Below are 25,249 nucleotides of genomic sequence, written 5' to 3'. Positions count from 1 at the left end.
GGCGTGCAGCTACGCTCGGGTGCGAGGTCGCACCGTAACCCGACCGCACAGCGGAGGTCACCCTGTTCAGCATCACCGTCCGCGATCACGTGATGATCGCCCACAGTTTCCGCGGCGAGGTCTTCGGTCCGGCACAACGTCTGCATGGAGCAACGTTCCTGGTGGACGCGACGTTCAAACGTGTTGAGCTCGATTCGGACAACATCGTTGTCGACATCGGACTCGCGACGAGCGAGCTGAGCAAGGTGCTGGCCGTGTTCAACTACCGCAACCTGGACGAAGAACCGCAGTTCGCGGGCATCAACACGTCCACCGAGTGGCTCGCGAAGCACATCGCGGACCAGCTCGCGGACAAGATCGCGGAGGGCGCTCTGGGTGAGGGCGCTCACGGCATCGATGCGATCGCCGTCACACTCCACGAGTCCCACGTGGCGTGGGCGAGCTACGAACGTGCACTTCGTACTGCCGGCTGACGTCGACGACCCGGCCAGTCCCAGCGGCGGCAACGTCTACGACCTGCGGGTCGGGGCGGGGCTGAACCGCCTCGCCGTCGCCGGTGACTGGCCACGTCCACGTGACCCCACGGCGTTGTCGCAAACGCTTGCGGGCATCCCGGACGGCGACGTCGTGCTGATCGACGGCCTGGTCGGCTGCGGTCTGCCCGAGGTGGTCGTGCCGCACGCGCGACGGCTGAAGCTCGCCGTGCTCGTGCACCTGCCGCTGGCCGACGAGACCGGCCTCGACCCCGCCACGGCCGCGCTGCTCGACGAGAAGGAACGGCAGGTCCTGCGGGCCGCGAGCGCGGTCGTCGCGACCAGCCCGACGGCCGCGCGCGACCTCAGGGCCAGGCACGGGCTGGACACCGTGCACGTGGTCGTGCCCGGCACCGATCCGGCACCGGTGGCACGCGGCACGGACGGCGTCAGCCAACTGCTCTGCGTTGCCTCGATCACACCCCGCAAAGGCCACGACCTGCTGGTCAGGGCGTTGCAGAGGGTCGACTACGAGTGGCGGCTGGTCTGCGCGGGACCGATCCGGCCGTTCGTCGAGCAGCTGCCGGAAGACGATCGCGTCAGCTTTCCGGGACCACTCACCGGCGAGGCTCTGACCAGTGCATATGACGCGGCCGACCTGTTCGTGCTGGCGTCGCGCAACGAGACGTACGGCATGGTCGTCACCGAGGCGCTGGCCCGCGGTCTGCCGGTCATCGCGAGCGCCGTTCCCGACGCGCTCGGCGAGGGCGGTCTGCTGGTTCCGGCAGGCGACCAAAATGCATTGGAAGCTGCACTGACGCGCTGGTTCCAAGATCAGGAATTTCGCGCCGAACTGCGGGCGCGAGCGCGTGGAAGACGGGCCAATCTGTCCACATGGGACGAATCCACAGAGGACCTGCGGAGGGTGCTGGCTAGTCTGCGGCCATGACCTTCGCGCCGGAATGGCTGGCACTGCGGGAGAACGCCGACGCTGCGGCACGCTCGACCGAGCTCGTCGACGTGGTCCGCGCAACTCTGGTGAACCGAAACCCGCTGACGATCCGTGACCTGGGTTGTGGCACGGGATCGATGGGACGATGGCTCGCCGGGAGGCTCGGCGGCGCGCAGCACTGGGTGCTGCACGACCGCGACCCCCGGCTGCTCGGGCTGGCGGAGGCCAGTATGAGCGCCGTCGAGAACGTCACCGCCGAGACGCGTGAGGGCGACCTCACCGCGCTCACCGCCGCCGACCTCGCGGGCGCTGACCTGGTCACCTGCTCCGCGCTGCTCGACCTGCTCACTGCCGACGAGATGAACGCTCTCGCGGTTGCGTGCGTAGAAGCACATGTGCCCGCACTGTTCACGCTCTCGGTGGCAGGCCGGATCGAGTTCGACCCGGCCGAGCCGCTCGACGCCGCCTACCAGGACGCGTTCAACGCTCACCAGCGCCGCGTCGTGGACGGGCGCAGGCTGCTCGGACCGGACGCTCCGGCCGCTGCTGAACAGGCATTCGCGGCAGCCGGCGCTTCGGTTCGGACGGCTTCGAGCCCGTGGCGCCTGAACGCCGACGCCCTGCAGCGCGAGTGGCTCAAGGGCTGGGTCGGTGCGGCGGTCGAGCAGGAACCCGCGCTCGCCGCTGAGGCTGACCACTACCTGCGCCGCAGGTCAGAGGCTTCCGCAGTGGTCCACCACGTCGACCTGCTAGCGATACCGAGGGCTGTGTGATGAAGCGACTTTGGCCGTGGCTCCGCTTGCTGCTGGCGGTGGCGATCCTGGTGGCGATGGGCGTGCGCCTGGGCACCGGGGCGTTCCTGGACGGGCTGCGCGCGATCGACGCGTTCTCCGTCACCGCCGCGCTGGTGATCGGGTTCGTGACGACGCTGCTCAGCGCCGGTCGCTGGGTGCTCATCGCGCGCCGCCTCGGCCTGTCGCTGTCCCTGCGCACCGCGGTCACCGACTACTACCGCGCGTTGCTCGTCAACGCCGTGCTGCCCGCCGGCGTGCTCGGCGACGTGCACCGCGCGGTCAACCACGGTCGTGAGTCGGGCGACGTCGGACGTGGCGTGCGCGCCGTGTTCTTCGAGCGCTTCGCCGGCCAGCTGGTGCTGATCGGGATCGGGCTCGTGGTGCTGCTCGTGCACCCCTCGCCCGGCTTCCACCTCACGCTGAACGGCACCACCGTCGCGGTCATCCTCACCTGCCTCGTCGCGTTCGTCGCGGTCGGCTGGCGCGTCAGGGCGGTGCGCCAGCTACTCGTGAAGACGCTCGCGGACGGCATTCGGTTGCTTTCGCTGAAGACCTGGCCCGCGGTGCTCGGCCTGTCGGTCGCCGCGGTCGCCGGGTACGTGGCGATGTTCGTGGTCGCCGCCCGCGCCGCCGGGTCGGACGCCACGATCATGCAGCTCGCGCCGGTCGTGGTGCTGGCACTGCTGATCATGGCGATCCCGGTCAACATCGGCGGGTTCGGGCCGCGCGAGGCGTTCCTCGCGGTGGCGTTCGGTGCCGCCGGGCTGGGTGCTCAGCACGGCTTCACCACGGGCATCGTCTACGGCGTGCTGGCGCTGATCGCGGCTCTGCCGGGCGCGATCGTGCTGGTCACCTCACGCCGTGCCAAGACCTCCGAAGAGGTCGAGGTAGTGGCGGAACGCGTCGACCAGGCCCGCGAGCAGGAGCTCGCCCTTGCGCGCTGACGCGAGCGAGGGCCGCCCGACGACGCCGGAGTCCGTGTACGGCGCCAGACCGAGGGTGAGCAGGTGCCGCCGGTCCTCGGCCAGGTGGTCGGAAGTCTCGTAACCGGGCCGGATCAGATCGGGGTGAGCGTGCAGCAGGATCGAGGTCTCCAGCTCACCCGCGTGCATGTCGCTGTACGCCGGGGTCTCGATGCCGGCCTTCTCCCGGGCGAACGCCCAGTCGTCGCGTCCGGGGAAGAGCGCCAGCCCTTCGCCCTCCTGCACGATGTTCTGCAGCACGTAGTTGCCGCCGTGCCCGTTCACCAGCACGACGTTCGTGACACCGTTGCGCCGCAAAGAGTCCGCGATGTCCTCGACGACTGAGATCAACGTGCGCGCGGAGATGCTGACGGTGCCCGGCCAGTCGGCGTGCTCCTGCGAGCACGAGAACTGGATCGGCGGCAGCAACCGGACCCCGTGCGCCTTCGAGATCTCCGACGCGATCGTCCAGGCGATGACGGAGTCCGTGGCCAGCGGGAGGTGCGGGCCGTGCTGCTCGGTGCTGCCGATCGGGAGCACGGCGATCCGCTGGTCGCGGACGTCGACCGTGGTGTCACTCGGAAACATGAGCATGACCGTAATCAATCCGGTGGCAGAGCGCCGGAATCCTCCCGTCGGCGAGCTTCGGCAGCACGTCCGGCAGCTCCTCGAACGCGCTGTGCCCGGTGATGAGCGCGTCGAACCTGTCGTCGGCGAGGAGATCGAGCGCGAGCGCCATGCGTTCGGCGTAGGTGCGGTCCGGGCGGCCGACCGTGCCGACCTGGCTGCTGCGGATCGTGAGCCGGCGCGAGTGGAAGAACTCGCCGAGCGGCACCGCGATCTTGCGGTCTCCGTACCAGCTCAGCTCCACGACGCGGCCCTCCGGCGCGAGCAGGCCGAGCGCGGTGGTGAGACCGGGTTCGGTCGCGCTGGCGTGGAAGACGAGGTCGCAGCCGTCGAGAGCGTTGTCCGGCAAGGCGAATCCGACCCCCAGAGCCCGAGCGATCGGCTCACGGGCGGGATCGGCGTCCACGAGCTGGACGCGCGCGCCGGGGAACGTGGCGATGACCGCCGCGATGCTCGACCCGACCATGCCACCGCCGACCACCGCGATCCGGTCGCCGATCAACGGACGTGCGTCCCACACGGCGTTCACGGCCGTCTCGACGGTGCCCGCGAGCACGGCCCGTTCGGCGGGGACGCCGTCCGGCACGACCGTGACCGCGGATTCCGGCACCACGTAACGGGTCTGATGTGGATAGAGGCAGAACACCGTGCGCCCGCGCAGTCGTTCGGGGCCATGTTCGACCACGCCGACGTTGAGGTACCCGTACTTGACCGGCCACGGGAAGTCGCCGTCCTGGAAGGGGGCCCGCATCGCCGCGTACTGGTTCTCCGGCACGCCACCGCGGAAGACGAGCGTCTCCGTGCCGCGGCTGACCCCGGAGAACAGCGTGCGCACCTCGACCTCACCCGGACCCGGCTCGGCCAGCGCGACCTGCCGAACCTCGCCTTTTCCGGATTCATTGAGCCAAAAGGCACTCGCCGTACGTGTCACTCACAACACCTCCGCCGCACGAAGTTCACCAGGAGCACCTGATGATCACACTTCAGCACACCAGGACACCCGCTGCCGCTCCTGGCACGCGGGGGCCCCGCGTTTCCTCATGGGCAACGCGGGGGCCCCGCGTTTCCTTGGAGCCTGCCGTCTGGGCCGCCGCCCAGGTGGTCCTGCTGGGCGTGGTCGCGGCCACGGCCGGCCTCGGCCCGCTCGGCTGGGCCGCCGGACTGGCCTACGGGTTCGCCACCTGGGCGTTCCTCGGCTACGGCATGCAACGCCACCGCACGGCGTCGCTCGGTCCCGCTGACCGGGTCACGCTCGCCCGCGGCCTGATGGTCGGCGCCGTGACCGCGCTGGTGGCCGATCGTGCCGGCCAGGACGTGCCGGTCGCGCTGGTCGTGACGCTGGCCGCGGTCGCGTTGTCCCTCGACTGGGTGGACGGGCAGGTCGCGCGCCGCACCGGCACGTCGTCCGCGCTGGGCGCGCGGTTCGACATGGAGGTCGACGCGTTCCTGATCCTGGTGCTGAGCGCGTACGTGGCTGTGCAGATGGGACCGTGGGTGCTCGCGATCGGCCTCATGCGGTACGTGTTCGTCGCCGCGTCGTGGCGCTTCCGCTGGATGAACGCGCCGCTGCCGGCCAGCTACGCGCGCAAGACCGTGGCCGCCGTGCAGGGCGTCTTCCTCGTCGTGGCGGCGTCGGGCCTGCTGCCGTTCGCGGCCGTGCTCGCCGGTCTCGCGCTGGCGTCGCTGGTGTGGTCGTTCGGCCGCGATGTGCTCTGGCTGTGGCGTCACGCCAGTGTTGCGGTGGGAGGATCCGGGCATGTCTGAGCAGACCTCAACCGCGGCGAAGATCGGCAACGTCGTCGTCTGGATCCTGCAGATCGTGCTCGCCGTCCAGTTCGTGATGAACGGGTACGCGCTGTTCACCGACCAGTTCGTCGCCAAGTTCGACGACATCGGGTTCGGCCAGTGGTTCCGCTACCTCACCGGTGCCCTGGAGATCGCCGCCGCGATCGGTCTGGTCGTCCCGCGCGTCTGCGGCATCGCGGCGCTGGGGCTCGCGGGCATCATGGGCGGCGCGGCGCTGACCGAGCTCTTCCTCGTGACGAACGGCGGCTTCAAGGCCGCGGTGCTGCCGATCGTGTTCATGGTGTGGGCGCTGGTCATCGCGGTCTACCGGCGCGAGCAGATCATCGGCCTGCTCAAGCTGGTGCGGAAGTGACTTTCGGGAAGTAGCGCAGCACCGCGACGTCCCCGACTTTCGTGACGTCCTCCAGGTGGAATCGGCGGGCCGGTCCACCCGGGAATTCGGCGGGATTCACGAAACGCGGGGCCGTCGCCTGTCCGATCAGCATCGGCGCGACCGCGACCCTGATCTCGTCCGCGAGTCCCGCGCTCAGGAACGCCGTGTGAATGCTCGTGCCGCCTTCGACCATGAGCTTTCGCACGCCGCGCGCGCCCAGATCGTCCAGGATTTCTGAGAAATCGCTGAAGTTCTTGGTTTCGGTGAGGTGGTCCACCGTGGTCGTCTCGCTCTTGGTGTAGACCAGCCGGGCGCCACCGCAGTGCCAGAACCGCAGCTCAGGGTCCAGTTGGCCGCTCCTGGTGACGACGACCCGCAGCGGGAACTCCGGTTTGCCGTCCGCTATTCTCCGCGCACGCCGCTCGTCGCTGTAGACGAGCAGTCGCGCGTTGTCACGACGCAACGTCTCGGCCCCGGCCAGAATCGCGTCCGACTCCGCGCGCATCCGGTCGACGTGGTCGAAGTCCTCGGCGTTGGAAAGCGGAAACCTCTCGGTGCCGCGATCGTCGATGTGGCCGTCCAGGCTGACGGCGACGCTCAGCAGAACGTGCGGGCGGGTCACGGGCTCGATGGTAGTGCAGTTGAACCGCACACGGGTCGCCGTGCGTTTCTCTCATAGGTCAGGAAAGGGGAATCTCGGTGAGGATGTTGCTGCGTCGGACGGCCACGCTCCTGGCGGCGCTGTTCGTGGTGTTCGTGCTCATCGCACCGAGCGACCTGGACAAGTTCACGTTCGAGGCGTTCCTGCGGGTGCCGCTGGAGGCACTCGTCGGCGTGCTGGTCCTGGTGCTCGTGCCGGGCCGGTTCCGCAAGCCGCTCGCGCTCGCCGGCGGTGTCGCGCTGGGGCTGTTCACGGTCGTGAAGATCATGGACATCGGCTTCGACATGGTGCTGTACCGGCCGTTCGACCTGGTCCTGGACTGGCCGCTGCTGGTGCCCGCCGTCGACTTCGTGGACGTGACGTTCGGCCGCGCCGCCTCGGTGCTGGCCGTGCTGGCCGCGGTGGCGTTGGTCGCCGGAATCGTGGCACTGGCCTCGATCTCCGTGCTGCGCCTCAGTTCCGTCGCCGCGGGACGCCGTCCGGCCGCGATCCGCGCGGTGACGCTGATCGTCGTGGGCTGCGTTTCCCTTGCCGTGCCGGGAGTTCCGGTCTACTCGGACGCGGCGGCGACGTCGGTCGTCGACCACGCCCGCCGCGTTCAGGCGGGGCTGCACGACCAGGAGGCGTTCGCCGCGGAGGCCTCGGTCGACGCGTTCCGCGGGCAGTCCGGTCTGCTGTCGGCGTTGCAGGGCAAGGACGTCGTCATCACGTTCGTGGAGAGCTACGGCAAGTCGGCGCTCGATCTGCCGGAGGTCTCCGCCAAGCTCGCGCAGGGCAACGACCGGCTGAAGGCGGCCGGGTACACGGCCAAGTCGGCGTTCCTGACCTCACCGACCGCGGGCGGCGGCAGCTGGATGGCGCAGGCGACGCTGCTGTCCGGGCTGTGGATCGACAACCAGCAGCGCTACCGCAACCTGGTGGCCTCGGACCGGCTGACGCTGCCGCGCGCGTTCCGCGAGGCGTCGTGGCGCTCGGTGGGCGTGGTCCCCGGTATCACGCAGGCGTGGCCGGAAGGCGATTTCTTCCACTACAACAAGGTCTACGCGGCGCAGGACCTCGGCTACACCGGACCGCGGTTCGGCTACGCGACGACGCCCGACCAGTTCACGCTGGAGTCGTTCCAGCGCAACGAGCGCGCCAAGGCCCAGGGTCCGCTGATGGCGGCGATCCCGATGGTGTCCTCGCACGCGCCGTGGTCGCCGACCCCGGACTCGGTGGCTTGGGACGAGCTCGGCGACGGCTCGATCTACCGGACCATGCCGTCCTCGAACGACCCGCCGGAGTCGATCTTCGGCCGCGACCCGAACGCCGTGCGCGCCGACTACGGCCACTCGATCTCGTACTCGCTGGAGTCGGTGGTCTCGTACCTGGAGCGGTACGGCGACGAGAACCTGGTGTTCGTGTTCCTCGGCGACCACCAGCCGGCGCAGATGGTGACCGGCGAGGGAGCGTCGCGGGACGTGCCGATCACCGTCGTGGCCAAGGACCCCGCCGTGCTGGCGAAGGTCGGGGCCTGGAAGTGGGACGACGGCATCCGGCCGGGAGGGTCGGCCCCGGTGTCGAAGATGAGCGACTTCCGGGACCAGTTCCTCTCGACCTTCAGCGCTCCCCGTCCTTAGCCCATGGTCTTCTGGCCGTCGATCGTCTCGCGGATGATGTCCGCGTGGCCCGCGTGCTGCGAGGTCTCGGCGATGATGTGCACGAGCACCCGCCGCGCCGACCACGTCTTGCCCTCGGGGAACCACGGCGCGGACGGCAGCGGGTGCGAGAGGTCCAGGTCGATGGTCTCGACGAGCTTGTCGGTGTAGGCCGCGACCTCGTGGTACCTGGCGACGATGCTCTCCAGCGTCTCGCCGGGCGCCATCCGGAAGTTCGCCTCGTGGTTCTCGTAGTCGGTCGAGGAGTGGTCGGCCTCCATCGCGGACGTGCCCTGCTCGATGAACTTGACCCACTTCTCCTCGACCACCGCGACGTGCTTGATCAGGCCGCCGATGCACAACGCGCTGACGGTCGGGCTCGACGCCGCCTGCTCGTCGGTCAGACCCTGCGCGGTGAACGTCAAGAACCAGCGGTGCTGCCGCAGGGTCTCGAGGAGGTCCGCGCGCTCGCCGGTGAGGGTCTCGGTGGTGGTCATCGCTCTCGTCCTTCGCTCGTTTGTCCCGACAGGAACGACTCTATGACCGCTTGAGGTCAGGTTGTGTCCTAGACGAGCGGCCGCTCCAGTGAAATTCGAGCGCCGCTTGAGCGATCTGTGCTTGACCTGGGTGTCACTGTGGGTGACTCACCCGAAAGCGGGCTTCGGTCTGGTCCAAGTCGTTTCCACGAGGTGTCCCGATGGCTAAGGTGAAGAATCTTCGCTTCTTGGAGGAACCGTTGCTGGTCGTGGGCGCCCTGCTCGCCTCCCTGCTCGTCGCACCGACCGCGGAGGAGCCCGCGCCGACGCCACCGCTGGGCTGGAACTCGTGGAACACGTTCGGCTGCGACATCAGCGAGTCGAAGATCCACGAGACCGCCGACGCGATGGTGTCGACCGGCATGCGGGACGCGGGCTACGAGTACGTCGTGATCGACGACTGCTGGTTCGACCCGGCCCGGGACGCGTCCGGCGCGCTGCGCGGGTCGCCCGACCGGTTCCCCAGCGGCATGAAGGCGATGGGCGACTACCTGCACGCGCGCGGCCTGAAGTTCGGCATCTACGAGGTCCCGACCGCCCGCACGTGCGCCCAGCGCGGCAACGCCTACCCCGGCTCCACCGGCAGCGCGGGGCACGAGGCGCAGGACGCGCGGACGTTCGCCTCGTGGGGTGTCGACTACCTGAAGTACGACTGGTGCTCGTCCGAGGGCACCCGCGACGAGCAGGTCGCGCGGTTCTCGCTGATGCGGGACGCGCTGCGCGCCACCGGACGGCCGATCGTCTTCAGCATCAACCCGAACAGCTACCACGCGGTCACCGGTGACGACTACGACTGGAGCCAGGTCGCGGACCTCTGGCGCACCACCGAGGACGTGCTGGACATCTGGCAGAACGGCAACACCAACAGCTACCCGATGGGCGTCGTCAACGCGCTCGACGTCAACGCACCCCTTGCCGCGCAAACGGGTCCGGGCCACTTCAACGACCCCGACATGCTGGTGGCCGGACGGCCGGGGCTGACGCTGACCGAGTCGCGGTCGCACTTCGCGCTGTGGGCGTTGATGGCGGCACCGCTGATGGCGGGCAACGACATCCGCTCGATGTCCCCGGACATCAGCGCATTGCTGCGGAACTCCCGGCTGATCGCGATCGACCAGGACCCGCTGGGCGCCGGCGGCCGGCGGGTGCGGGACAACGTCTACGTCAAGCCGCTGCGGGACGGCTCGGTCGCGGTCGGCTTGTTCAACCGCGGCACCGAGTCCGCGGCGTTGAGCGCGTCGTTCGCCGAGATCGGCTTGCAGGGCGACGGGTTCACGATCGTCGACCAGTGGACCGGCGCGACCACGAGCTCGCTGTCGGCCTCCGTGCCCGCGCACGGCGTGGCGGTGTTCAGGGTCAGCGGTGGCTCACCGATCCCGTCGAGCACCTTCTCGTTGCACGGCAACGGATCCGGCCGGTGCGTGGACGTGGAGGGCCCGAACACCGCGCCCGGCGCGAACGTGATCCTCTACGACTGCCACGGCGCGGCCAACCAGCTGTGGACCTCCTGGCCGAACGGTGAGGTGCGGGTGTTCGGCGACCGCTGCCTCGACGCGGCGGGTACCGCGCCGGGGTCCAAGGTGATCTCGTGGTCGTGCCACGGCGGCGCGAACCAGCAGTGGCGGTTCAACGGCGACGGCACGATCGTCGGCGTGCAGTCCGGGCTGTGCCTGGACGCGTCCGGTGCGGGCACGGCGAACAACACTCGGTTGATCGTGTGGACCTGCAACGGGCAGAGCAACCAGAAGTGGAGCCGCTAGCGGCGTTCCGGCGTGCCGGGCCGGCATGTTTTGTGAAACTCCTCGGATACGTCACGCGCAGTGCCTGTTCGGCGACATCGACCAAGACAGGCGGCGTTAGGGTCGGAGCATGATTGCTGAGGATCTCCAGCGCTACCTGCAGGCGTCACGCGACTCCGTCGTGTCCTCTTTGGACGGTCTGGGCGAGTACGACGTGCGCCGCCCGCTCGTGCCCAGCGGCACGAACCTGCTCGGCCTGGTGAAGCACCTGATCGGCATCGAGTTCGGCTACCTCGGTGACAGCGTCGGACGCCCCGGGCCGTTGCTGCCGTGGGTCGAGGACAAGTCCATCTGGGAGAACGGCGACATGTGGGCCAAGCCCGACGAGAGCCGCGAGTACCTGCTCGACCTCTACCGCGCGGCGTGGCGGCACACCGACGAGTCGATCGCCGAGCTGCCGCTGGACGCGCCGGCGTCGGTCGAGTGGTGGCCGGAGCACAAGCGCCGGGCCACGTTCGGGCACCTGCTCGTGCGGGTCGTGGCGGAGACCGCGCAGCACGCCGGACACTGCGACGTCGTGCGGGAGCTGATCGACGGCCGGTCCGGCGCGGACAACCCCGAGGGTTACTACGACCTGGTCCTGAGCATGGCGAGCGCGCCGACCACCGGTCCGGGCACGAGCAGCAGGAACGCGTAGCGCCAGGTCACGAGTTCGGCCAGCAGCGGTACGAGCTGGATGCTGACCACCGTCAGTCCGAACCCGACGGCGGTCAGCGCGGTGAGCGCCGTCCCGACGTAGCGCGGGTCGGCGACCTCGCTCAACGACGCGCTGAACACGCCGGAGTCGGCGATCACCGAGGCGCCCCACACCGCGCAGAACGCGATCAGCAACGGGGTGCCCCAGGCCAGCGGCGAGAGCGCGCAGCACAGTCCGCTCACCGTGAGCGCCCCGACGGCGGCGGGTGCGCGGCCGAATCGGTCCGCCGCCCAGCCGCCGGCCAGGCAGCCGGCGAACCCGGCCACGCCCATCGTGAGGAACACGGTGAGACCGACTGAGGCGTGCGAGCTCAACAGGAACGTCGGCAGCCACGTCCACAACGCGTACAGCTCCCACATGTGCCCGAAGTAGCCGAGGTTCACCAGCCGCGGCTTGCGCTCGCGGAACATCTGCACCGCGTAGCGCGGGTTGAGCTGGGCGGTCGTGGCGGTCAGGAACGGTCCCGGCCGCACGAAGAGCAGCGCCGTCAGCGCACCGAGGAACGCGATCGCGGCGGCGGTCACGAGCACCGCTCGCCACGGCAGCTGCCCGAACACGTGGGGGAGTGCGCTGCCGAGCGTCAACGCCCCGATGAGCACGCCCAGCGCCCGGCCGCGGTTGCGGCTCTCGGACCAGGACGCCATCAGCTTCATGCCCACCGGGTAGACGCCGGCCAGCGCCACCCCGGTCAGGAACCGCAGGGGAACGGCGGCCGCGAGCCCGTCCACGGTGAGCCCGAGCACCAGCGTGAGTGCCGCACCCGCCGCCGCACAGGCCGCGAGCAGCAGGTGCGGGCGGACGCGGTCGGCCAGGTTGAGCACCGTGGCCCCGACCGCGCCCGTGACGAACCCGAGCTGCACGGACGCGGTCAGCCACACCGCCGCGCCCGCGCTGATGCCCCACTCGTGCCGCAGCGTCGGGACGACGGCGGACATCGAGAACCACACGGCCAGGCCGAGGACCTGGACGAGTGCGATGGCCGCCCGTTGGGTCAGCACACCGAGTCGCTCGGTTTCGGGTTCGCGAGCCCGAAAAGCGGCCGGAGCCGAAGCCCGATCCACGTGCCGCCGAGCGCGAAAACGCCCCACAGCCACCCGTGCAGCGACCCGACGGAGATGCCGCCGAGGTACGCGCCGATGTTGCAGCCACCGGCGAGCCGGGCTCCGATGCCCATCAGCACTCCTCCCAGCACGGCGGCCAGTGCCGTGCGCCACGGAATGGTGCTGTGCATTCTCCACGCTCCGGCGGCCGCCGCAGCGATGGCCGCGCCGATCATGATGCCGATGTTCGTGAGCGAGGTCTTGTCCGTCCAGATCGGAGCGGCGAGCGCCTTCGCGTTGGCGGGGGTCTGCCAGAACTGCCACGTCTCCGGGTGCAGCCCGAGCAGCTGCACGATCTTGGCACCCCACAGCGCGAACGCGAACGTGACGCCCCAGATGCCGCCCGACACCAGGAACACCGCCGCCGCCAGCACCCCCAGCACCACCGCGCCGGCCAGCATCGGCCACGAGCCGCGCACCACACGGGCGAAACCACGCGCGGTCGGCACGACGTCCACGGGCGGCGGGGTGCGCCGGGCCTGCACCAGCCGCGTCCCGAGCACGATGAGGCCGAGCAGGGCGATCGTGATCAGCCAGGAACCCCACCAGCCGACGTGCTCGGACAGCACCACGGCCGGGAACGCGGGCCAGCCGTCGAACAGCGGGAACGCCCAGGTGTAGAGCACCGACCCGGCGATGAAACCGAAGAGCGTCAGCACGATCGTGGACTGACCGGACCCGACCGCGAACAACGTGCCCGACGCGCAGGCGCCGCCGAGCTGCATGCCGATCGCGAACAGCACCGCGCCCACCAGCAACGCCAGGCCCAACGGGTTGCCGACGGCCTTCGGGACGGAGCCGAACAGGCCGGAGCCGGTCGAGATGATCAACGCGATGAGCGTGGCCGCGGTGCCGAGCAGCACGGTGTGGGCGCGCAGACCGGCGCCGTTGCCGACGGCGATCAGCTGGCGCCAGGCGGAGGTGAAACCGAAGCGGGAGTGGAACAACGCGAGGCCCAGCGCGAGGCCGAGGGCCAGCAGCACGCCCTGTTTCGCGCCGTAGGAGGCCCAGACGAACCAGGTCAGGCCGACCGCCAGGAGCCCGGCGACGACGAGCGGGACGGTGCGGACCGGTTCCTCGGGTGCGGGAACGGGAGCCGCGCAGGATGTCGGGAAGTACTGCGTTGTCACCGGGGTCTCCTCACGGGGACTGGTGGTGTGGCTCGGAGGGGGGCCGGGGGAATTCGCGGTCAGCCGCGAGGCGCCCTGCTGAGCGTGGATTACCTCGCCACCCCTCCGAGACGCGCCACTAGTTGGGGATGATGTAGTTCGGGGCCTTGACGACGGACTCGATCAGGCCGAAGACCGGGACGCCGAGCGGCGCGGTCGTCCACTTGTTGTCGAGACCGCTGGTGTCCGGCTTGTCGACCACGACCGGGTCGGCGAACGCGGGTGAGGCGAACCCGGCGAGCACGGCTCCGCTCAGCAGAGCCGCCGCGACGATCTTCTTCATGGAGAACTTCCTTTCGTGGTGGGGAAAATCAGCCGCCGATGAACTTGAGCAGTTCGAAGATCGGCGCCAGGGCCGCGGGCACGCCGACGGCCGGGTCGAGGACCGAACCCAGGTCGAGTCCGGGAAGGACCCAGATCGGCGTCTCCGAGGTGAGGAACTGAGCGACCACAGCAGAACTCCTTCAGCTGAGCACCGGACTGACCGGTACGACGGTGGCTTTCGGGACCCATTGCCCCGCAAGCTCTTCCTGCATGGGCATGCCGGGACCGTGCGCCTCGTCCGGCCCCATCGGCATCGCGGTCACCTGCGCGACCGCGTAGATCTGGACCTGGTCACCGGCGGGCCGGTCGCCCAGCCACGACCGGAACCCGGCCGGCGTCGGGTTCTCGCCGCCGAAGCGGTTGCCGACCTCGACCGCGTACCCGATCGGCAGTTGCTCCCGCGGGTCGAACCGCAGCGGCGCGGCCAGCGTCGTCACCGAGGTGGCGATCGCCGACGTCAGCAACCAAGGCGCCACGTACAGGCCGTGCGGATAGACCGGGCGTTCGGCCTGCTCGACGCCGGCCCGCGACAACGCGCTGTACGCCTGCGACCAACCGGACAGCACGACCAGCGCGTCACCCGAGTCCGACACCGGCAGACCTGAGCCCACCAGCGCGGCCGCGGCGACCCCGCGAGGTGAGGAGTCCGAGACGACGCGGACGCTGGTGACGCCCTTGTTCTTCAAGAACGCCACCAGCTTCGCCAGCGCGTCAGAGTCCTCAGTGGACAAACGGTCGGCCGGGCAGGAGGTGAGCACGTCCCGCCTGCCCGCGATCAGGCCGCCCAACGCCGCCGAGGCGCACTCGGCGTCCGGCGCCGGACCGGGCGCGGCACCGGTGTCGAACTGGACGGAGGCGCTGCCGGACGCGGAACGCACGGTCAGCGAGCCGCGACCGGCAGGCAGGTCGACCGACGCCCACGTGCCGTCCGCACCGGCGAGCGGCACGGCCGGAACCTCGACCCCGCCGACGCTGACCGACACGCCACCGGACGGGACGTGCACGAGGTTGCGCCCCGGCCGGTGCGGGCTGATCAGCACCGGCACCCGCCCGGCCGAGGCCAGCACGGGCACCCCCGGCACGGGCAGCTCCTGCGGCGAGGGGATCGCGGCGAGCCCGCTCCACGCGAGCAGGCCGGCCGCGACCGCAAGAGTGCCGTACCGGCGAATCCCCAGTGCTGCCAAGGGAAGCAACACCACCACGACCAGGCCGAGACCGAGCAGCGTCTCGTACACCCGCCGGTCGAACGCGATGCCGGACGACACCAGCCGCACCAGGCCCGCGAGCGCCAGCACCACGCCCAGCGACAGCGCGTGCTGCCGGAACCGGGATCCCGGCGACAGCGTCAGCGCCACCCACCCGACCGCACCGGCCACGTAGACGGTGTTGGCCACCAGCAGCACGCCGGAGTCCCCCACGGAGGTCTCGATCACCAGCAGCAACGTCAGCGCCGCCGCCACCCACCGGACCGCGGGCCGGCCGAGCAGCACCGGCACCAGCACGACGAGCAGCCCGTGTGCCAACGCGCCCAGCACGTGCGCGTCGAACGCCACCAGTGACACCGTGACGAGGCCCAGAGCGAGCGCCGCGAGTGCGAAGTTCGCGGCCCTCACCCGTCGCGGGACCACGACCGCGAGCCCGGAGCCGGCGATCAGCGCCGACACGAGCAGCAGTGCCAGCCGCACCACGACGACCCAGGGGGAGACGTCGGCGGGTGCGTCGAAACCTCCGTGGGGGTGATCCATCACTTCACGTCCGCGTCCGAGATCACGAACAGCTCCGAGTGCGGCTTCGCGTTGCCGAACGGGCCGTGCGGCCAGTCCTTGCGGTTGAAGTTGATGCCGACCTGACCGGAGAACTCGTCCTTGAACGACGTGTCCAGCGTGAGCTGCCCGTCCGGGCCGACCTTCACGATGTTGACCTTGTGGTCACCGTCGAGACCGGTGCGCGCGACGAAGTAGTTCGACACCGCGAGCCGCTTGGGCGACGAGACCTCGTGGTAGTAACCGTCGCCGCCGAGCTCGAAGTTGTCGTACGCGCCCCAGTGCGGACCCGCGGCGGGCGTGCCGGGGTTGATCGGGACGGCACCGGCGAGCGACGGGCAGTCGGCCTCGGCGCCACCGTTCTGCGCTTCCGCCAGGGTGTCGATGCGGCACTTGAAGTTCGTGCCCGCTGCCAGCAGCTTCTCGATGTTCAGCACGTACACGCCACCGGTGGTGCCGGGGTCGTTCGGGCCGAGCGCGCCCTTGCCCCGTCCGGAGATCGCGCGGTAGAGGTACCTGTCGTCCGGCGATGTCTGGATCCAGCCACCATTCGAACCGCCACCGTTCGAATCGTTGCCCGCGAAGATCGCCTTGCCGGCCGAGCCGTCGTCGAACACCTCGTACCAGTGCGGTTCGGCCGCGGTGATGTCCGGCGTGTAGTGCACCGCGCCGCCCTGCATGGTCTGGGCGAACGCGCCCTTGTGCCCCGGCAGGTTCGTCACCGTCGTCTCCATGACCGCGCGGCTCTCCTGGTGCAGCGGGTCGTTCGCGTCGGCGCGCGGGCCGTTCTGCAGGTAGCTCACGGCCTTCAGCTTCGGGTTGTTCCGGTCGGAGATGTCCCACGTGCGGACCGTCGGGCGGCGCAGGTAGGGCGAGGGCGCCTTGACCGGGTCGAGGATGATGTTGCGCGGCTCGGCGTAGTCGCTCGTCACGAGGATGTTGAGGTCCTCACGCGCCTGGATGCCGTGCGGGTTCGCGCACGACGGCGCACCCAGCCGCGGCAGGTTCAGGCAGAGCTTCTCGTCGTCGCCCTGCGGGGTGGCCGCCGACGTCTGCGACAGCACCTGACCGTCCGGGGAGAACCGCAGCAGCGCACCGGGCGAGCCCGCGAAACCGTTGCCCACCACGGTTTGGCCGTTGGCGTAGGTGTACGGGCCGGGCACCACTGGGCCGCCCATGTAGGTGCCGTACGCCGTGCCGTCCTTCAGCGTCCAGTAGGCGTCGGGAACGGACCCGCCGAGCGTGTTCGTCGGCAGGCTGATGCCCTTGAGCTTCAGCTGCGGCAGCGCGCTCACGTCGAACGCGTAGGTGGCCGCCGCGAACAGCGCGCCCGCGTAGACCGTGTCGCCCTTGTGCCACACGTATTGCATGTGGTGCGGCTCGTTCTCGACCAGCGGGCCGACGGTCGCGGTGTTCACGACCTTGCCGTAGCTCGGCGACCCCTCGGTCGCGTCGATCACGGCCAGGAAGTCGGGTCCGGGCAGCGCGTTGGTGACCTTGCCGAGGCCGCCGGTCAGCGAACCGGGCAGGTTCTTCAGGTCCTTCACGAGCGTGTCGGCGACGTTCTCGTCTCCAGCCCAGACGAGAAGCCACTTCTTGCGCCCTGCGCTCAACGTCTGCGCTTCCTGAGTGAGGTGGTTCTTCACCCAGTACTGCTTGCCGTCTGATGCCGTCTTGCTGTCGACGACAGTCCGCACATCGGCATAGGCGGGGGCGTTGTCCCCGCTTGCCGTGACCACACCGGCCGCGAGCACCGCCACCGCGGCCCCGGCCAGAGTTTTTCGCCATCGCATTGCAGTCTTCTCCTTGTTTCGGGCACGCCGAATTCGCCGTTCCTGACGCAGGGCAGAAACGGGCGCTGATGCGGGAAAGGGGGATGCTCAGTGAGCGTGACAGAGTGCGCTGGCCTGCTGGCGCAGGTCCACGTGAAGGCGTCCGACCAGGACGACAGCGGTGCACATGTGGCTGAGGATCTCGATAGTCCGCCAATGTTGTCAACGCGCCGACCAAAGAGTGGGAAGCCACTCGGTGGTGTTCTTTTTCATCCGGTCGGCGCAGCACAATGACGCCCGGTGAAAAGGCGAACATCGGTGAAGGATCATCTCTGACACCGATGGTTCGCGTTTTGTCTCCCTATTTGTATCAATCTTCGGTGAGGAGTGCTCGGTGAGCGAGGACGGGGTGAAGTTCGCCTATTGGGTGCCCAACGTGAGTGGCGGACTCGTGGTGAGCGGTATTGAGCAGCGCACTGACTGGTCCTACGAGTACAACCGCGACCTGGCCGTGCTCGCCGAGAACAACGGGTTCGAGTACGCGCTCTCGCAGGTGCGTTATCTCGCTTCGTACGGTGCGGCCTACCAGCACGAGTCGACGTCGTTCTCGCTCGCCCTGCTGCTGGCCACGCAACGGCTGAAGGTGATCGCCGCCGTGCATCCGGGGCTGTGGCAACCGGGCGTGCTGGCCAAGCTCATCGCGACCGCGTCCCACCTGTCCGGGGGACGGGCGGCGGTCAACGTGGTGTCCGGCTGGTTCAAGGGCGAGTTCACCGCACTGGGCGAGCCGTGGCTGGAGCACGACGAGCGCTACCGGCGGTCGGAGGAGTTCATCCGGGTGCTGCGGGCCTCCTGGGACACCGGCGAGTTCCAGGGCGACTTCTACCGGCTGCACGGCTACGACCTGAAGCCGAAACCGCTGGGGACGCCGGAGATCTTCCAGGGCGGCAACTCCACCGCCGCCCGCGCGATGGCCGGTCGCGTCTCCGACTGGTACTTCTCGAACGGCAAGGACTTCGACGGCGTCTCCGAGCAGATCGCCGAGGTGTCCAGGGCCGCGCAGGACAACGGCCGGAAGGTCCGATTTGGACTGAACGGCTTCCTGATCGCCCGCGACACCGAGAAGGAGGCCCGCGAGACGCTCAGGGAGATCGTGGCGAAGGCGGACGTGCCCGCAGTGCAGGGGTTCCGGGACGCCGTGCGGCAGGCCGGGCCGTCGACCGGGGACCGGCGCGGCATGTGGGCGGACTCGTCGTTCGAGGATCTGGTGCAGTACAACGACGGCTTCCGCACGAAGCTGATCGGGACTCCCGAGCAGATCGCCGAGCGGATCGTGCAGTACCGGCGGCGCGGCGTCGACCTGCTGCTCCTGGGTTTCCTGCACTACAAGGAAGAGGTCGAGTACTTCGGCAGGCACGTGCTGCCGATCGTGCGCGAGCTGGAGGCCGACCTTGTCGAAAGTAAGGTCTGACCGGTTCCGATCGGCAGAGGTGCGTCCCTTGTGGACTTGGTAGCTTCGGCTGGGTGACTTGGCTGGTGGTCGGCACCGACGCGGTGCTGGGTGTGTTCGTGGTGATGTTCGGCTGGCTCGTCCTGCAGCACCGGCTGCGTGCCGTCCTCGCCGGTGCGGGTGTGGCGGTGGCGTACGTGATCAGCGAGGTGGTCAAGTTCGCGGTGCAGGAGGACCGGCCCTGTCGCACGGCGCCTTCGCTCGCGCACTGCCCGCCGCCGGGCGACTGGTCGTTCCCCAGCAACCACTCGGTGATCGCCGGAGCGTCCGCGATGGCGATCTGGTCCCTGCACCGGGCGCTCGGCTGGGTGGCGGCGGTGTGCGCGGTCGCGGCGGCGGCCTCGCGGGTCGCCGTCGGTGTCCATTATGTGCACGACGTGGTGGCCGGATTGCTGCTCGGCGCGCTCGTCTCGTGGGTGATCGCGGTTCTGCTGAAGAAGAAGCGGGTCGAGGACGAGGCGCCGACCGCGGTGCTGCCCCGGCTGGGATGATGGGCGCCGTGTGGGCGCGGCTGGTCTTGTGGATGGGCGCGGCGGTGCCGGTGGTGGCCGCGGCGGTGACCTCGCGGCCAGGCCGCCTCTCCGGCTGGGAGGCCGCGCTCGACCTGGCGGTGCTCGTGCTGGCGTTCGTGGTGGTGCGCAAACGTCCCGCCGCGGCACTGGGTCTCGCGCTCGCGGCGTGGCTGGTCTGCTACCTCGTGCGGGTCGAGTTCGACAGCGTCGTAGGGGTGCTCGCACCGGCACCGGCGCTCGCGATCACGAGCTTCCTCGCCGGGCGGCACGCGAAGGATCCCAGGGCCTCCGCGATCGTGCTGACCGTCGCCGAGATCGTCGGTGTCGTGGTGGCGCTGACCGAACGCGGCGGCTCCGACACCGCCCTCGCCGTCACGTCCGGCATCGGTGTGCTGGGCGTGGTGCCCTGGGCGGTCGGCAGGTTCCGCCGGCGGTACGCGGAGCTGCTCAACGTCGGCTGGGAGCACGCGGCCCTGCTCGAACGGGACGTGGACAACGCCCGCAACGCCGAACGCACCCGCCTCGCCGGTGAGATGCACGACCTGGTCGGTCACGAGCTCGCGCGGGCCGCACTGCTCGTCGGCGCGCTGGAGCTGGAACCGACGCTCACGTCCGGGCAACGTGAGGCGGCGAAGACGGCGCGGACCAGCGTCACCGCCGCCGCGGAACGGCTCGCGGACGTCATGCAGGTGCTGCGCGCCGACGAGGACGAACCCGTGGCGACGATCGAGGAGGTCGTCCACCGCAGCGGCCTCGACGCCGAGCTGGTCAACGACCGCACCGAGCCGATCGACGGGATCATCGCGAGGACCGTGCACCGGGTCGTCGCCGAAGCGCTGACCAACGTGATCAAGCACGCTCCCGGCGCGAAGGTCACCGTCGAGCTCTCGGCGAACCTCGACCTGCGCGTCACCAACGGCCCGGCCCCGAAACCACCCGCAGTCGGCAGCGGGAAGGGCCTGGTGGGCCTCGCCGAACGCGTGGCGCTCGTCGGCGGCCGGTTCGACGCGGGACCGAAGGACGGCGGGTTCGAGGTCCACGCGAAGCTGCCGGAACGACCACTGCCGCGCACCACTCCCACGCACGTGCGCCGCCAGAGCACCGAGGCGGAGATCCGGCGCAGCGCGCGCCGGACCATGCTGATCACGTCCGCGGTCTGCGTGGGCATTGCGATCGGGGTGCCCGGCTACATGGTGTTCGACGCGGCGACGTCGGTGCTGAGCCCGGAGCAGTTCGCGCGGGCGCAGCTCGGCCAGGACGACGACGATCTGGACCTGCCGCTGCGCACCCGCGTCGACAACCCGCTCGGCGTCACCGCGCCCGCGGGCACCGAATGCCGGTACTACAGCACGCACGCCAACCCGTTCGACGCCGACCGGCACGACCTGCACCAGCTCTGCTTCCGGGATGATCGGCTCGTCTACAAGCAGTGGCTCGTCAGGAGGCGCGGTTGATCAGGGTGGTGCTCGCGGACGACGAGCCGGTGGTCCGGTTCGGCGTGAAGGCCGTGCTCGCCACCGCCGGCGACGTCGACGTGGTGGCGGAGGCGGAGAACGGCAGCGAGGCCGTGGAGCTGGTCGCGGCACACCGCCCGGACGTGGCGGTGCTCGACATCCGCATGCCGCGCCTCGACGGTCTGGACGCGGCCACGCTGATCCGCGAGCGCCACCCGGACACGAAGACGCTGGTGCTGACGACGTTCGCCGACGACGCGTACATCAGCCGGGCGCTGGGGGAGGGCGCGGCCGGGTTCGTGCTCAAGACCGGCGACCCGCAGGAGATCATCGCGGGCGTGCGCGCCGTCGCGACCGGCGCCGCCTACCTGTCTCCCCTGGTGGCCAGAAGGGTGGTCGACCAGCTCGCGCACGCACGGCCCCGGCCCGCCGCGGCACGGCGGACCGAGGGACTGACGGCGCGGGAACGGGAAGTGCTCGGCCTCGTCGGCGCGGGCCTGTCCAACGCCGAGATCGCGGCGCACATCCACGTGGTCGAAGGAACCGTGAAGGTCTACGTCAGCACGATCCTGCGGCAGCTGGGCGTGCGCAACCGCGTGCAGGCCGCGATCATCGCGCACGAAGCCGGGCTCATCCCCGGCTGAGGCGCGCTCAGGACTTCGTGCCGAGGCCCGCGATCGCCCTGACTTCCATCTCCGCCGCCCTGGCCGAGTTCTCCGGTTCCGCCTTGGAGAACATCGTGCCGAGGAACCCGCACAGGAACGAGAACGGGATCGACACGAGACCGGGGTTGCCCAGCGGGAACCACGCGAAGTCGACGTCCGGGAAGATCGACGTCGTGTGGCCGGACATCACCGGCGAGAAGATGATCAGGGTCAGGCACGAGCCGAGACCGCCGTAGATGCTCCACAGCGTGCCGGTGGTGTTGAAGCGCCGCCAGAAGATCGTGTAGAGGATCGTCGACAGGTTCGCGGACGCGGCGAGCGCCAGCGCGAGCGACACGAGGAACGCCACGTTCTGGCCGTTCGCCGCGATGCCGCCGAGGATCGACAGCACACCGACGACGATGGCGGTCAGGCGCGCGACGCGGATCTCCTTGCGGGGCTCGGCGGCACCGCGCTTGATCACGTTCGCGTACACGTCGTGGGCGAACGAGGCCGATGCCGCGAGCGTCAGGCCCGCGACGACCGCGAGGATCGTCGCGAACGCGACGGCGGACACGACGCCCAGCAGGACCGCGCCACCGATCCGGAACGCGAGCAGCGGTGCCGCGGAGTTCTCGCCGCCCGGTGCGGCGGCGATGGTCTCGGTGCCGACCAGTGCCATCGCGCCGAAGCCGATCACCAGCGTGCAAAGGTAGAAGATGACCATCGTCCAGGTCGCCCACACGACCGAACGGCGGGCTTCCGAGGCGTTCGGCACGGTGTAGAAGCGCATCAGCACGTGCGGCAGCGAAGCGATGCCCAGCACCAGCGACAGCGCCAGCGAGACGAAGTCCAGTTTGGACATCGTGCTGATGCCGTACTTCACGCCGGGGTCCAGGACGGCGGCGCCGTGCTTGTTGTGCTCGGTGGCCTGCTCCATGATCGCGGACAGGCTGAAGCCGAACTTGCCGAGCAGGAAGATGCTCATCATCGTCACGCAGAGCAGCAGCAGGACGGCCTTGATGATCTGCACCCAGGTGGTGCCCTTCATGCCGCCGACCAGCACGTAGAACACCATGACCATGCCGACGACGGCGATCAGGAACGCCTGGCCGGTCTTCGAGGACACGTTGAGCAGCAACGCGATCAGGCCACCGGCACCGGCCATCTGCGCGATCATGTAGAAGAACGAGATCACCAGCGTGGCGTTCGCGGCGGCCGCGCGGACCGGGCGCTGCCGCATCCGGAACGCCAGCACGTCGCCGACGGTGAAGCGGCCGGTGTTGCGCAGGCCCTCGGCGATCAGCAGCAGGCCGACCAGCCACGCGACGACCCAGCCGACGGAGTAGAGGAAGCCGTCGTAGCCGTTCGCCGCGATACCGCCGGAGATGCCGAGGAACGACGCGGCCGACAGGAAGTCACCGGACAGCGCCACGCCGTTCTGGGCGCCCGTGAACGAGCTGCCCGCGGCGTAGTAGTCCGACGCCGTGACGTTCCGGCTCGAAGCGCGGTAGACGATGTAGAGGGTGATCAGGACGAACACGGCGAAGACGCTGAGGTTCAGCACCGGGTTGCCGGTGGTGGGCATGCCTTACTCCTCGACCCCGGTCTTCTCGGCGAGCGCCTTGCGCTGAGGGTCCAGCCTGCGCTTGGCGAAGCGCGCGTACGAGAGCGTGATGATGATCGACGTGACGAACTGTCCGAGACCCAACAGGATCCCGAGGTTGATGACACCGACGACCTTGATGCTGACGAAGTCTTTCGCATATGCGGACAGCAGCACGAAAGTCAAGTAGGAGGCGAGGAACAACACGGTCATCGGGAAGATGAACGTGGTGAGTCGCCGGCGGAGCGCGCGGAATTCGTCGGTCTGCTGAATGAGCACGAAGTTCGGTTTGCCGTTCGAATCGACGTACGACAAAGTGTCCGGGTCGTCGAACGACGCGAAACCCCGGGCCTCCCGATGGTCGTGCTGTGCTTCTCCAGGCGACCGCAGCGCCTTCGTCATGGACTCCCTGCCCTCCTGCGTGCGGCGCTCACTGTAGCTCCCTCACGTGTGCAGTCAACGCGCTCGGGGTCGGGGAACCGGTCGAAACCGGACACGCATTCGTCTCAAATGGTGGGGTCTGACAACGGTTTGGTTTCGACGGCCTGGCGTTGCGCCGTTTGCAACGGCGTTCGACTCCGTTCGACAGGTCCAGACCGTTGTCGCACGTGTACACCTGGCCTAGGATCGTTCGGTCCGCGTTTTTGTGACGGTTGGGGATAAAGTGGGGTTCTTAGCGCGCGAACGCACAGTCGCGCCTCCCGGATGGAACCGCTGGCTCGTTCCGCCCGCAGCACTGGCGATTCATCTCTCCATTGGTCAGGCATACGCCTGGAGCGTCTTCAAGACGCCGCTGGAGAAATCTCTCGGTATCACCGGAACGCAGTCGGCCCTGCCCTTCCAGCTCGGCATCGTGATGCTCGGGCTCTCCGCCGCCGTGCTCGGCACGACCGTGGAGCGCAAGGGACCGAGGTGGGCGATGTTCACCTCCCTGGTCTGCTTCTGCTCCGGTCTGCTGATCTCGGCCGCCGGTGTCTGGGCGGGCATGTACTGGGTCGTCGTCCTGGGCTACGGCCTGATCGGCGGCATCGGTCTCGGCATCGGCTACATCTCGCCGGTCTCGACGCTGATCAAGTGGTTCCCCGACCGGCCGGGCATGGCGACCGGCATCGCGATCATGGGCTTCGGCGGTGGAGCGCTGATCGCGTCACCGTGGTCGACCTCGATGCTGACCGCGTTCGGCAACACCTCCACGTCGGGCATCGGCAAGGCGTTCCTGATCCACGGCCTCGCCTACGCCGTCTTCATGAGCCTCGGCGTGCTGCTCGTCCGCCTGCCCTCCCCGGAGTTCACGCAGGAGAAGGCGGAGCTGCTCAAGGACAAGCCGAAGGCGACCGTGGCCTTCAACGTGTCCGCCAACAACGCGATCAAGACGCCGCAGTTCTGGCTGCTCTGGGTCGTGCTGTGCTTCAACGTCACCGCGGGCATCGGCATCCTGGAGAAGGCCGCGCCGATGCTGGTCGACTTCTTCAAGGAGTCCTCGACGCCGGTCGCGACGGCGGCGGCCACGGGCTTCGTCGCGTTGCTGTCGGCCGCGAACATGGCGGGCCGGATCGTCTGGTCCTCCACGTCGGACCTGGTGGGGCGCAAGAACATCTACCGCGTCTACCTCGGCGTCGGCGCGCTGCTGTACCTGCTGCTGCTGACGATCGGTTCGTCCAGCGTGCCTCTGTTCGTGATCGCGGCGATGGTGATCCTGTCGTTCTACGGCGCGGGTTTCGCCACCGTCCCGGCCTACCTGCGCGACCTGTTCGGCACCTACCAGGTCGGCGCGATCCACGGCCGGCTGCTGACCGCGTGGTCGGTGGCGGGCGTGCTCGGGCCGCTGATCGTCAACGCCATCGCGGACGCGGGCAAGAAGGCGGGCCACAAGGGGCCCGACTTGTACACCACGTCGTTCTACATCATGATCTCGCTGCTGGTCGTCGGTTTCGTCGCGAACGAGTTGATCCGCCCGGTCAACTCGAAGTTCCACGAGCCGAAGGCGGCCGACGTGACCGCGGAGCCCGCGGCCGCCGAGGCTGAAGCGGAGGCCGAGGTCGTCAAGACCGAGGAACCCGTGGTCGCGGAGGCTGAGG

At 69.3% G+C, this 25,249-nt stretch carries 25 protein-coding genes and 1 pseudogene; 14 read left to right on the top strand and 12 right to left on the bottom strand.

The genetic code is table 11. The annotated features are described in order from the left end of the window. Positions 1-62 precede the first annotated feature (62 nt). Genes ACWEIJ_RS34030 through ACWEIJ_RS34015 form a run of 4 tightly spaced genes read left to right on the top strand, consistent with a single transcriptional unit; the run spans position 63 to position 3,163 of the window. Positions 63-473, top strand: coding sequence for a 6-pyruvoyl trahydropterin synthase family protein (locus ACWEIJ_RS34030; protein ID WP_355437537.1), 411 nt, complete (start codon positions 63-65; stop codon positions 471-473). Continuing rightward, the gene (locus ACWEIJ_RS34025) at positions 397-1,422 is read left to right on the top strand and encodes a glycosyltransferase family 4 protein (protein WP_449841336.1); all 1,026 of its coding nucleotides are present in this window, start codon (positions 397-399) and stop codon (positions 1,420-1,422) included. Before ACWEIJ_RS34030 ends, ACWEIJ_RS34025 begins: the two co-directional genes overlap by 77 nt. Continuing rightward, positions 1,419-2,198: a class I SAM-dependent methyltransferase gene (locus ACWEIJ_RS34020; RefSeq protein ID WP_449841335.1), complete on the top strand. Its 780-nt coding sequence runs from the start codon at positions 1,419-1,421 to the stop codon at positions 2,196-2,198. The genes ACWEIJ_RS34025 and ACWEIJ_RS34020 overlap by 4 nt, the downstream gene beginning before the upstream one ends. Continuing rightward, on the top strand, positions 2,198-3,163 hold the full coding sequence (locus ACWEIJ_RS34015; RefSeq protein ID WP_449841334.1) for a lysylphosphatidylglycerol synthase transmembrane domain-containing protein: 966 nt from the start codon (positions 2,198-2,200) through the stop codon (positions 3,161-3,163). Before ACWEIJ_RS34020 ends, ACWEIJ_RS34015 begins: the two co-directional genes overlap by 1 nt. Here the strand turns inward: ACWEIJ_RS34015 and ACWEIJ_RS34010 are convergent. Further along, positions 3,074-3,775, bottom strand: a complete 702-nt coding sequence (locus ACWEIJ_RS34010) for a creatininase family protein (protein WP_449841333.1) — start codon at positions 3,773-3,775, stop codon at positions 3,074-3,076. The two genes, ACWEIJ_RS34015 and ACWEIJ_RS34010, sit on opposite strands and share 90 nt — an antisense overlap. Further along, positions 3,756-4,739: a zinc-dependent alcohol dehydrogenase gene (locus ACWEIJ_RS34005; RefSeq protein WP_449841332.1), complete on the bottom strand. Its 984-nt coding sequence runs from the start codon at positions 4,737-4,739 to the stop codon at positions 3,756-3,758. The genes ACWEIJ_RS34010 and ACWEIJ_RS34005 overlap by 20 nt, the downstream gene beginning before the upstream one ends. A gap of 137 nt (positions 4,740-4,876) precedes the next feature. Here ACWEIJ_RS34005 and ACWEIJ_RS34000 point away from each other — a divergent pair, with 137 nt between their 5' ends. After that, a complete protein-coding gene (locus ACWEIJ_RS34000) occupies positions 4,877-5,572 on the top strand; it encodes a CDP-alcohol phosphatidyltransferase family protein (RefSeq protein WP_449841331.1) in 696 nt (231 codons plus the stop codon). Continuing rightward, complete coding sequence (locus ACWEIJ_RS33995) at positions 5,565-5,966, top strand: DoxX family protein (RefSeq protein ID WP_449841330.1); 402 nt, start codon at positions 5,565-5,567, stop codon at positions 5,964-5,966. The genes ACWEIJ_RS34000 and ACWEIJ_RS33995 overlap by 8 nt, the downstream gene beginning before the upstream one ends. Here ACWEIJ_RS33995 and ACWEIJ_RS33990 read toward each other — a convergent pair. Then, complete coding sequence (locus ACWEIJ_RS33990) at positions 5,947-6,609, bottom strand: RibD family protein (RefSeq protein ID WP_449841329.1); 663 nt, start codon at positions 6,607-6,609, stop codon at positions 5,947-5,949. The genes ACWEIJ_RS33995 and ACWEIJ_RS33990 overlap by 20 nt on opposite strands. 83 nt (positions 6,610-6,692) lie before the next feature. Here ACWEIJ_RS33990 and ACWEIJ_RS33985 point away from each other — a divergent pair, with 83 nt between their 5' ends. After that, entirely contained in the window at positions 6,693-8,267 is a 1,575-nt protein-coding gene (locus ACWEIJ_RS33985) for a sulfatase-like hydrolase/transferase (protein WP_449841403.1), read from the top strand. On the opposite strand, the gene ACWEIJ_RS33980 is transcribed toward ACWEIJ_RS33985, so the two are convergent. Next, positions 8,264-8,782 (bottom strand): DinB family protein, encoded by a 519-nt coding sequence (locus ACWEIJ_RS33980; RefSeq protein ID WP_449841328.1) that lies wholly within the window; start codon positions 8,780-8,782, stop codon positions 8,264-8,266. The genes ACWEIJ_RS33985 and ACWEIJ_RS33980 overlap by 4 nt on opposite strands. 200 nt (positions 8,783-8,982) lie before the next feature. Here ACWEIJ_RS33980 and ACWEIJ_RS33975 point away from each other — a divergent pair, with 200 nt between their 5' ends. Both ACWEIJ_RS33975 and ACWEIJ_RS33970 read left to right on the top strand, forming a co-directional pair. After that, on the top strand, positions 8,983-10,581 hold the full coding sequence (locus tag ACWEIJ_RS33975; RefSeq protein WP_449841327.1) for a glycoside hydrolase family 27 protein: 1,599 nt from the start codon (positions 8,983-8,985) through the stop codon (positions 10,579-10,581). Positions 10,582-10,690: 109 nt separating this feature from the next. Continuing rightward, on the top strand, positions 10,691-11,257 hold the full coding sequence (locus ACWEIJ_RS33970; protein WP_449841326.1) for a DinB family protein: 567 nt from the start codon (positions 10,691-10,693) through the stop codon (positions 11,255-11,257). On the opposite strand, the gene ACWEIJ_RS33965 is transcribed toward ACWEIJ_RS33970, so the two are convergent. From ACWEIJ_RS33965 to ACWEIJ_RS33940, 6 genes are all read right to left on the bottom strand, one after another. Next, the gene (locus ACWEIJ_RS33965; RefSeq protein ID WP_449841325.1) at positions 11,188-12,315 is read right to left on the bottom strand and encodes an MFS transporter; all 1,128 of its coding nucleotides are present in this window, start codon (positions 12,313-12,315) and stop codon (positions 11,188-11,190) included. The two genes, ACWEIJ_RS33970 and ACWEIJ_RS33965, sit on opposite strands and share 70 nt — an antisense overlap. Next, the gene (locus ACWEIJ_RS33960; RefSeq protein WP_449841324.1) at positions 12,309-13,547 is read right to left on the bottom strand and encodes a YeeE/YedE family protein; all 1,239 of its coding nucleotides are present in this window, start codon (positions 13,545-13,547) and stop codon (positions 12,309-12,311) included. Before ACWEIJ_RS33960 ends, ACWEIJ_RS33965 begins: the two co-directional genes overlap by 7 nt. A gap of 118 nt (positions 13,548-13,665) precedes the next feature. After that, complete coding sequence (locus tag ACWEIJ_RS33955) at positions 13,666-13,869, bottom strand: hypothetical protein (RefSeq protein ID WP_449841323.1); 204 nt, start codon at positions 13,867-13,869, stop codon at positions 13,666-13,668. 28 nt (positions 13,870-13,897) lie between these two features. Continuing rightward, on the bottom strand, positions 13,898-14,038 hold the full coding sequence (locus ACWEIJ_RS33950; RefSeq protein WP_355437452.1) for a hypothetical protein: 141 nt from the start codon (positions 14,036-14,038) through the stop codon (positions 13,898-13,900). A gap of 12 nt (positions 14,039-14,050) precedes the next feature. Continuing rightward, entirely contained in the window at positions 14,051-15,655 is a 1,605-nt protein-coding gene (locus ACWEIJ_RS33945) for a hypothetical protein (RefSeq protein ID WP_449841322.1), read from the bottom strand. After that, a complete protein-coding gene (locus tag ACWEIJ_RS33940) occupies positions 15,655-17,466 on the bottom strand; it encodes a hypothetical protein (RefSeq protein WP_449841321.1) in 1,812 nt (603 codons plus the stop codon). The genes ACWEIJ_RS33945 and ACWEIJ_RS33940 overlap by 1 nt, the downstream gene beginning before the upstream one ends. Before the next feature lie 373 nt (positions 17,467-17,839). Here ACWEIJ_RS33940 and sfnG point away from each other — a divergent pair, with 373 nt between their 5' ends. The 4 genes from sfnG to ACWEIJ_RS33920 are packed head-to-tail and all read left to right on the top strand — an operon-like array spanning position 17,840 to position 21,565. Next, entirely contained in the window at positions 17,840-18,916 is a 1,077-nt protein-coding gene (gene sfnG, locus ACWEIJ_RS33935) for a dimethylsulfone monooxygenase SfnG (protein WP_449841320.1), read from the top strand. A gap of 53 nt (positions 18,917-18,969) precedes the next feature. After that, positions 18,970-19,446: a phosphatase PAP2 family protein gene (locus ACWEIJ_RS33930; RefSeq protein ID WP_449841319.1), complete on the top strand. Its 477-nt coding sequence runs from the start codon at positions 18,970-18,972 to the stop codon at positions 19,444-19,446. Between the two features lie 8 nt (positions 19,447-19,454). After that, positions 19,455-20,921: a sensor histidine kinase gene (locus tag ACWEIJ_RS33925; protein WP_449841318.1), complete on the top strand. Its 1,467-nt coding sequence runs from the start codon at positions 19,455-19,457 to the stop codon at positions 20,919-20,921. Continuing rightward, on the top strand, positions 20,918-21,565 hold the full coding sequence (locus tag ACWEIJ_RS33920) for a response regulator transcription factor (protein WP_449841317.1): 648 nt from the start codon (positions 20,918-20,920) through the stop codon (positions 21,563-21,565). Before ACWEIJ_RS33925 ends, ACWEIJ_RS33920 begins: the two co-directional genes overlap by 4 nt. 7 nt (positions 21,566-21,572) lie before the next feature. Here the strand turns inward: ACWEIJ_RS33920 and ACWEIJ_RS33915 are convergent, their stop codons facing one another. Beyond that, positions 21,573-23,153, bottom strand: coding sequence for a solute symporter family protein (locus ACWEIJ_RS33915; protein ID WP_449841316.1), 1,581 nt, complete (start codon positions 23,151-23,153; stop codon positions 21,573-21,575). A gap of 3 nt (positions 23,154-23,156) precedes the next feature. Beyond that, complete coding sequence (locus tag ACWEIJ_RS33910; protein ID WP_449841315.1) at positions 23,157-23,573, bottom strand: DUF485 domain-containing protein; 417 nt, start codon at positions 23,571-23,573, stop codon at positions 23,157-23,159. Between the two features lie 262 nt (positions 23,574-23,835). Between ACWEIJ_RS33910 and ACWEIJ_RS33905 the strand changes: the two are divergent. After that, positions 23,836-25,182, top strand: a pseudogene (locus ACWEIJ_RS33905) (OFA family MFS transporter); the annotation flags it as partial. Positions 25,183-25,249 lie beyond the last annotated feature (67 nt).

The organism is Lentzea sp. NPDC004789 (assembly GCF_053601075.1).
This window is presented reverse-complemented; position numbering and strand designations above follow the sequence as displayed.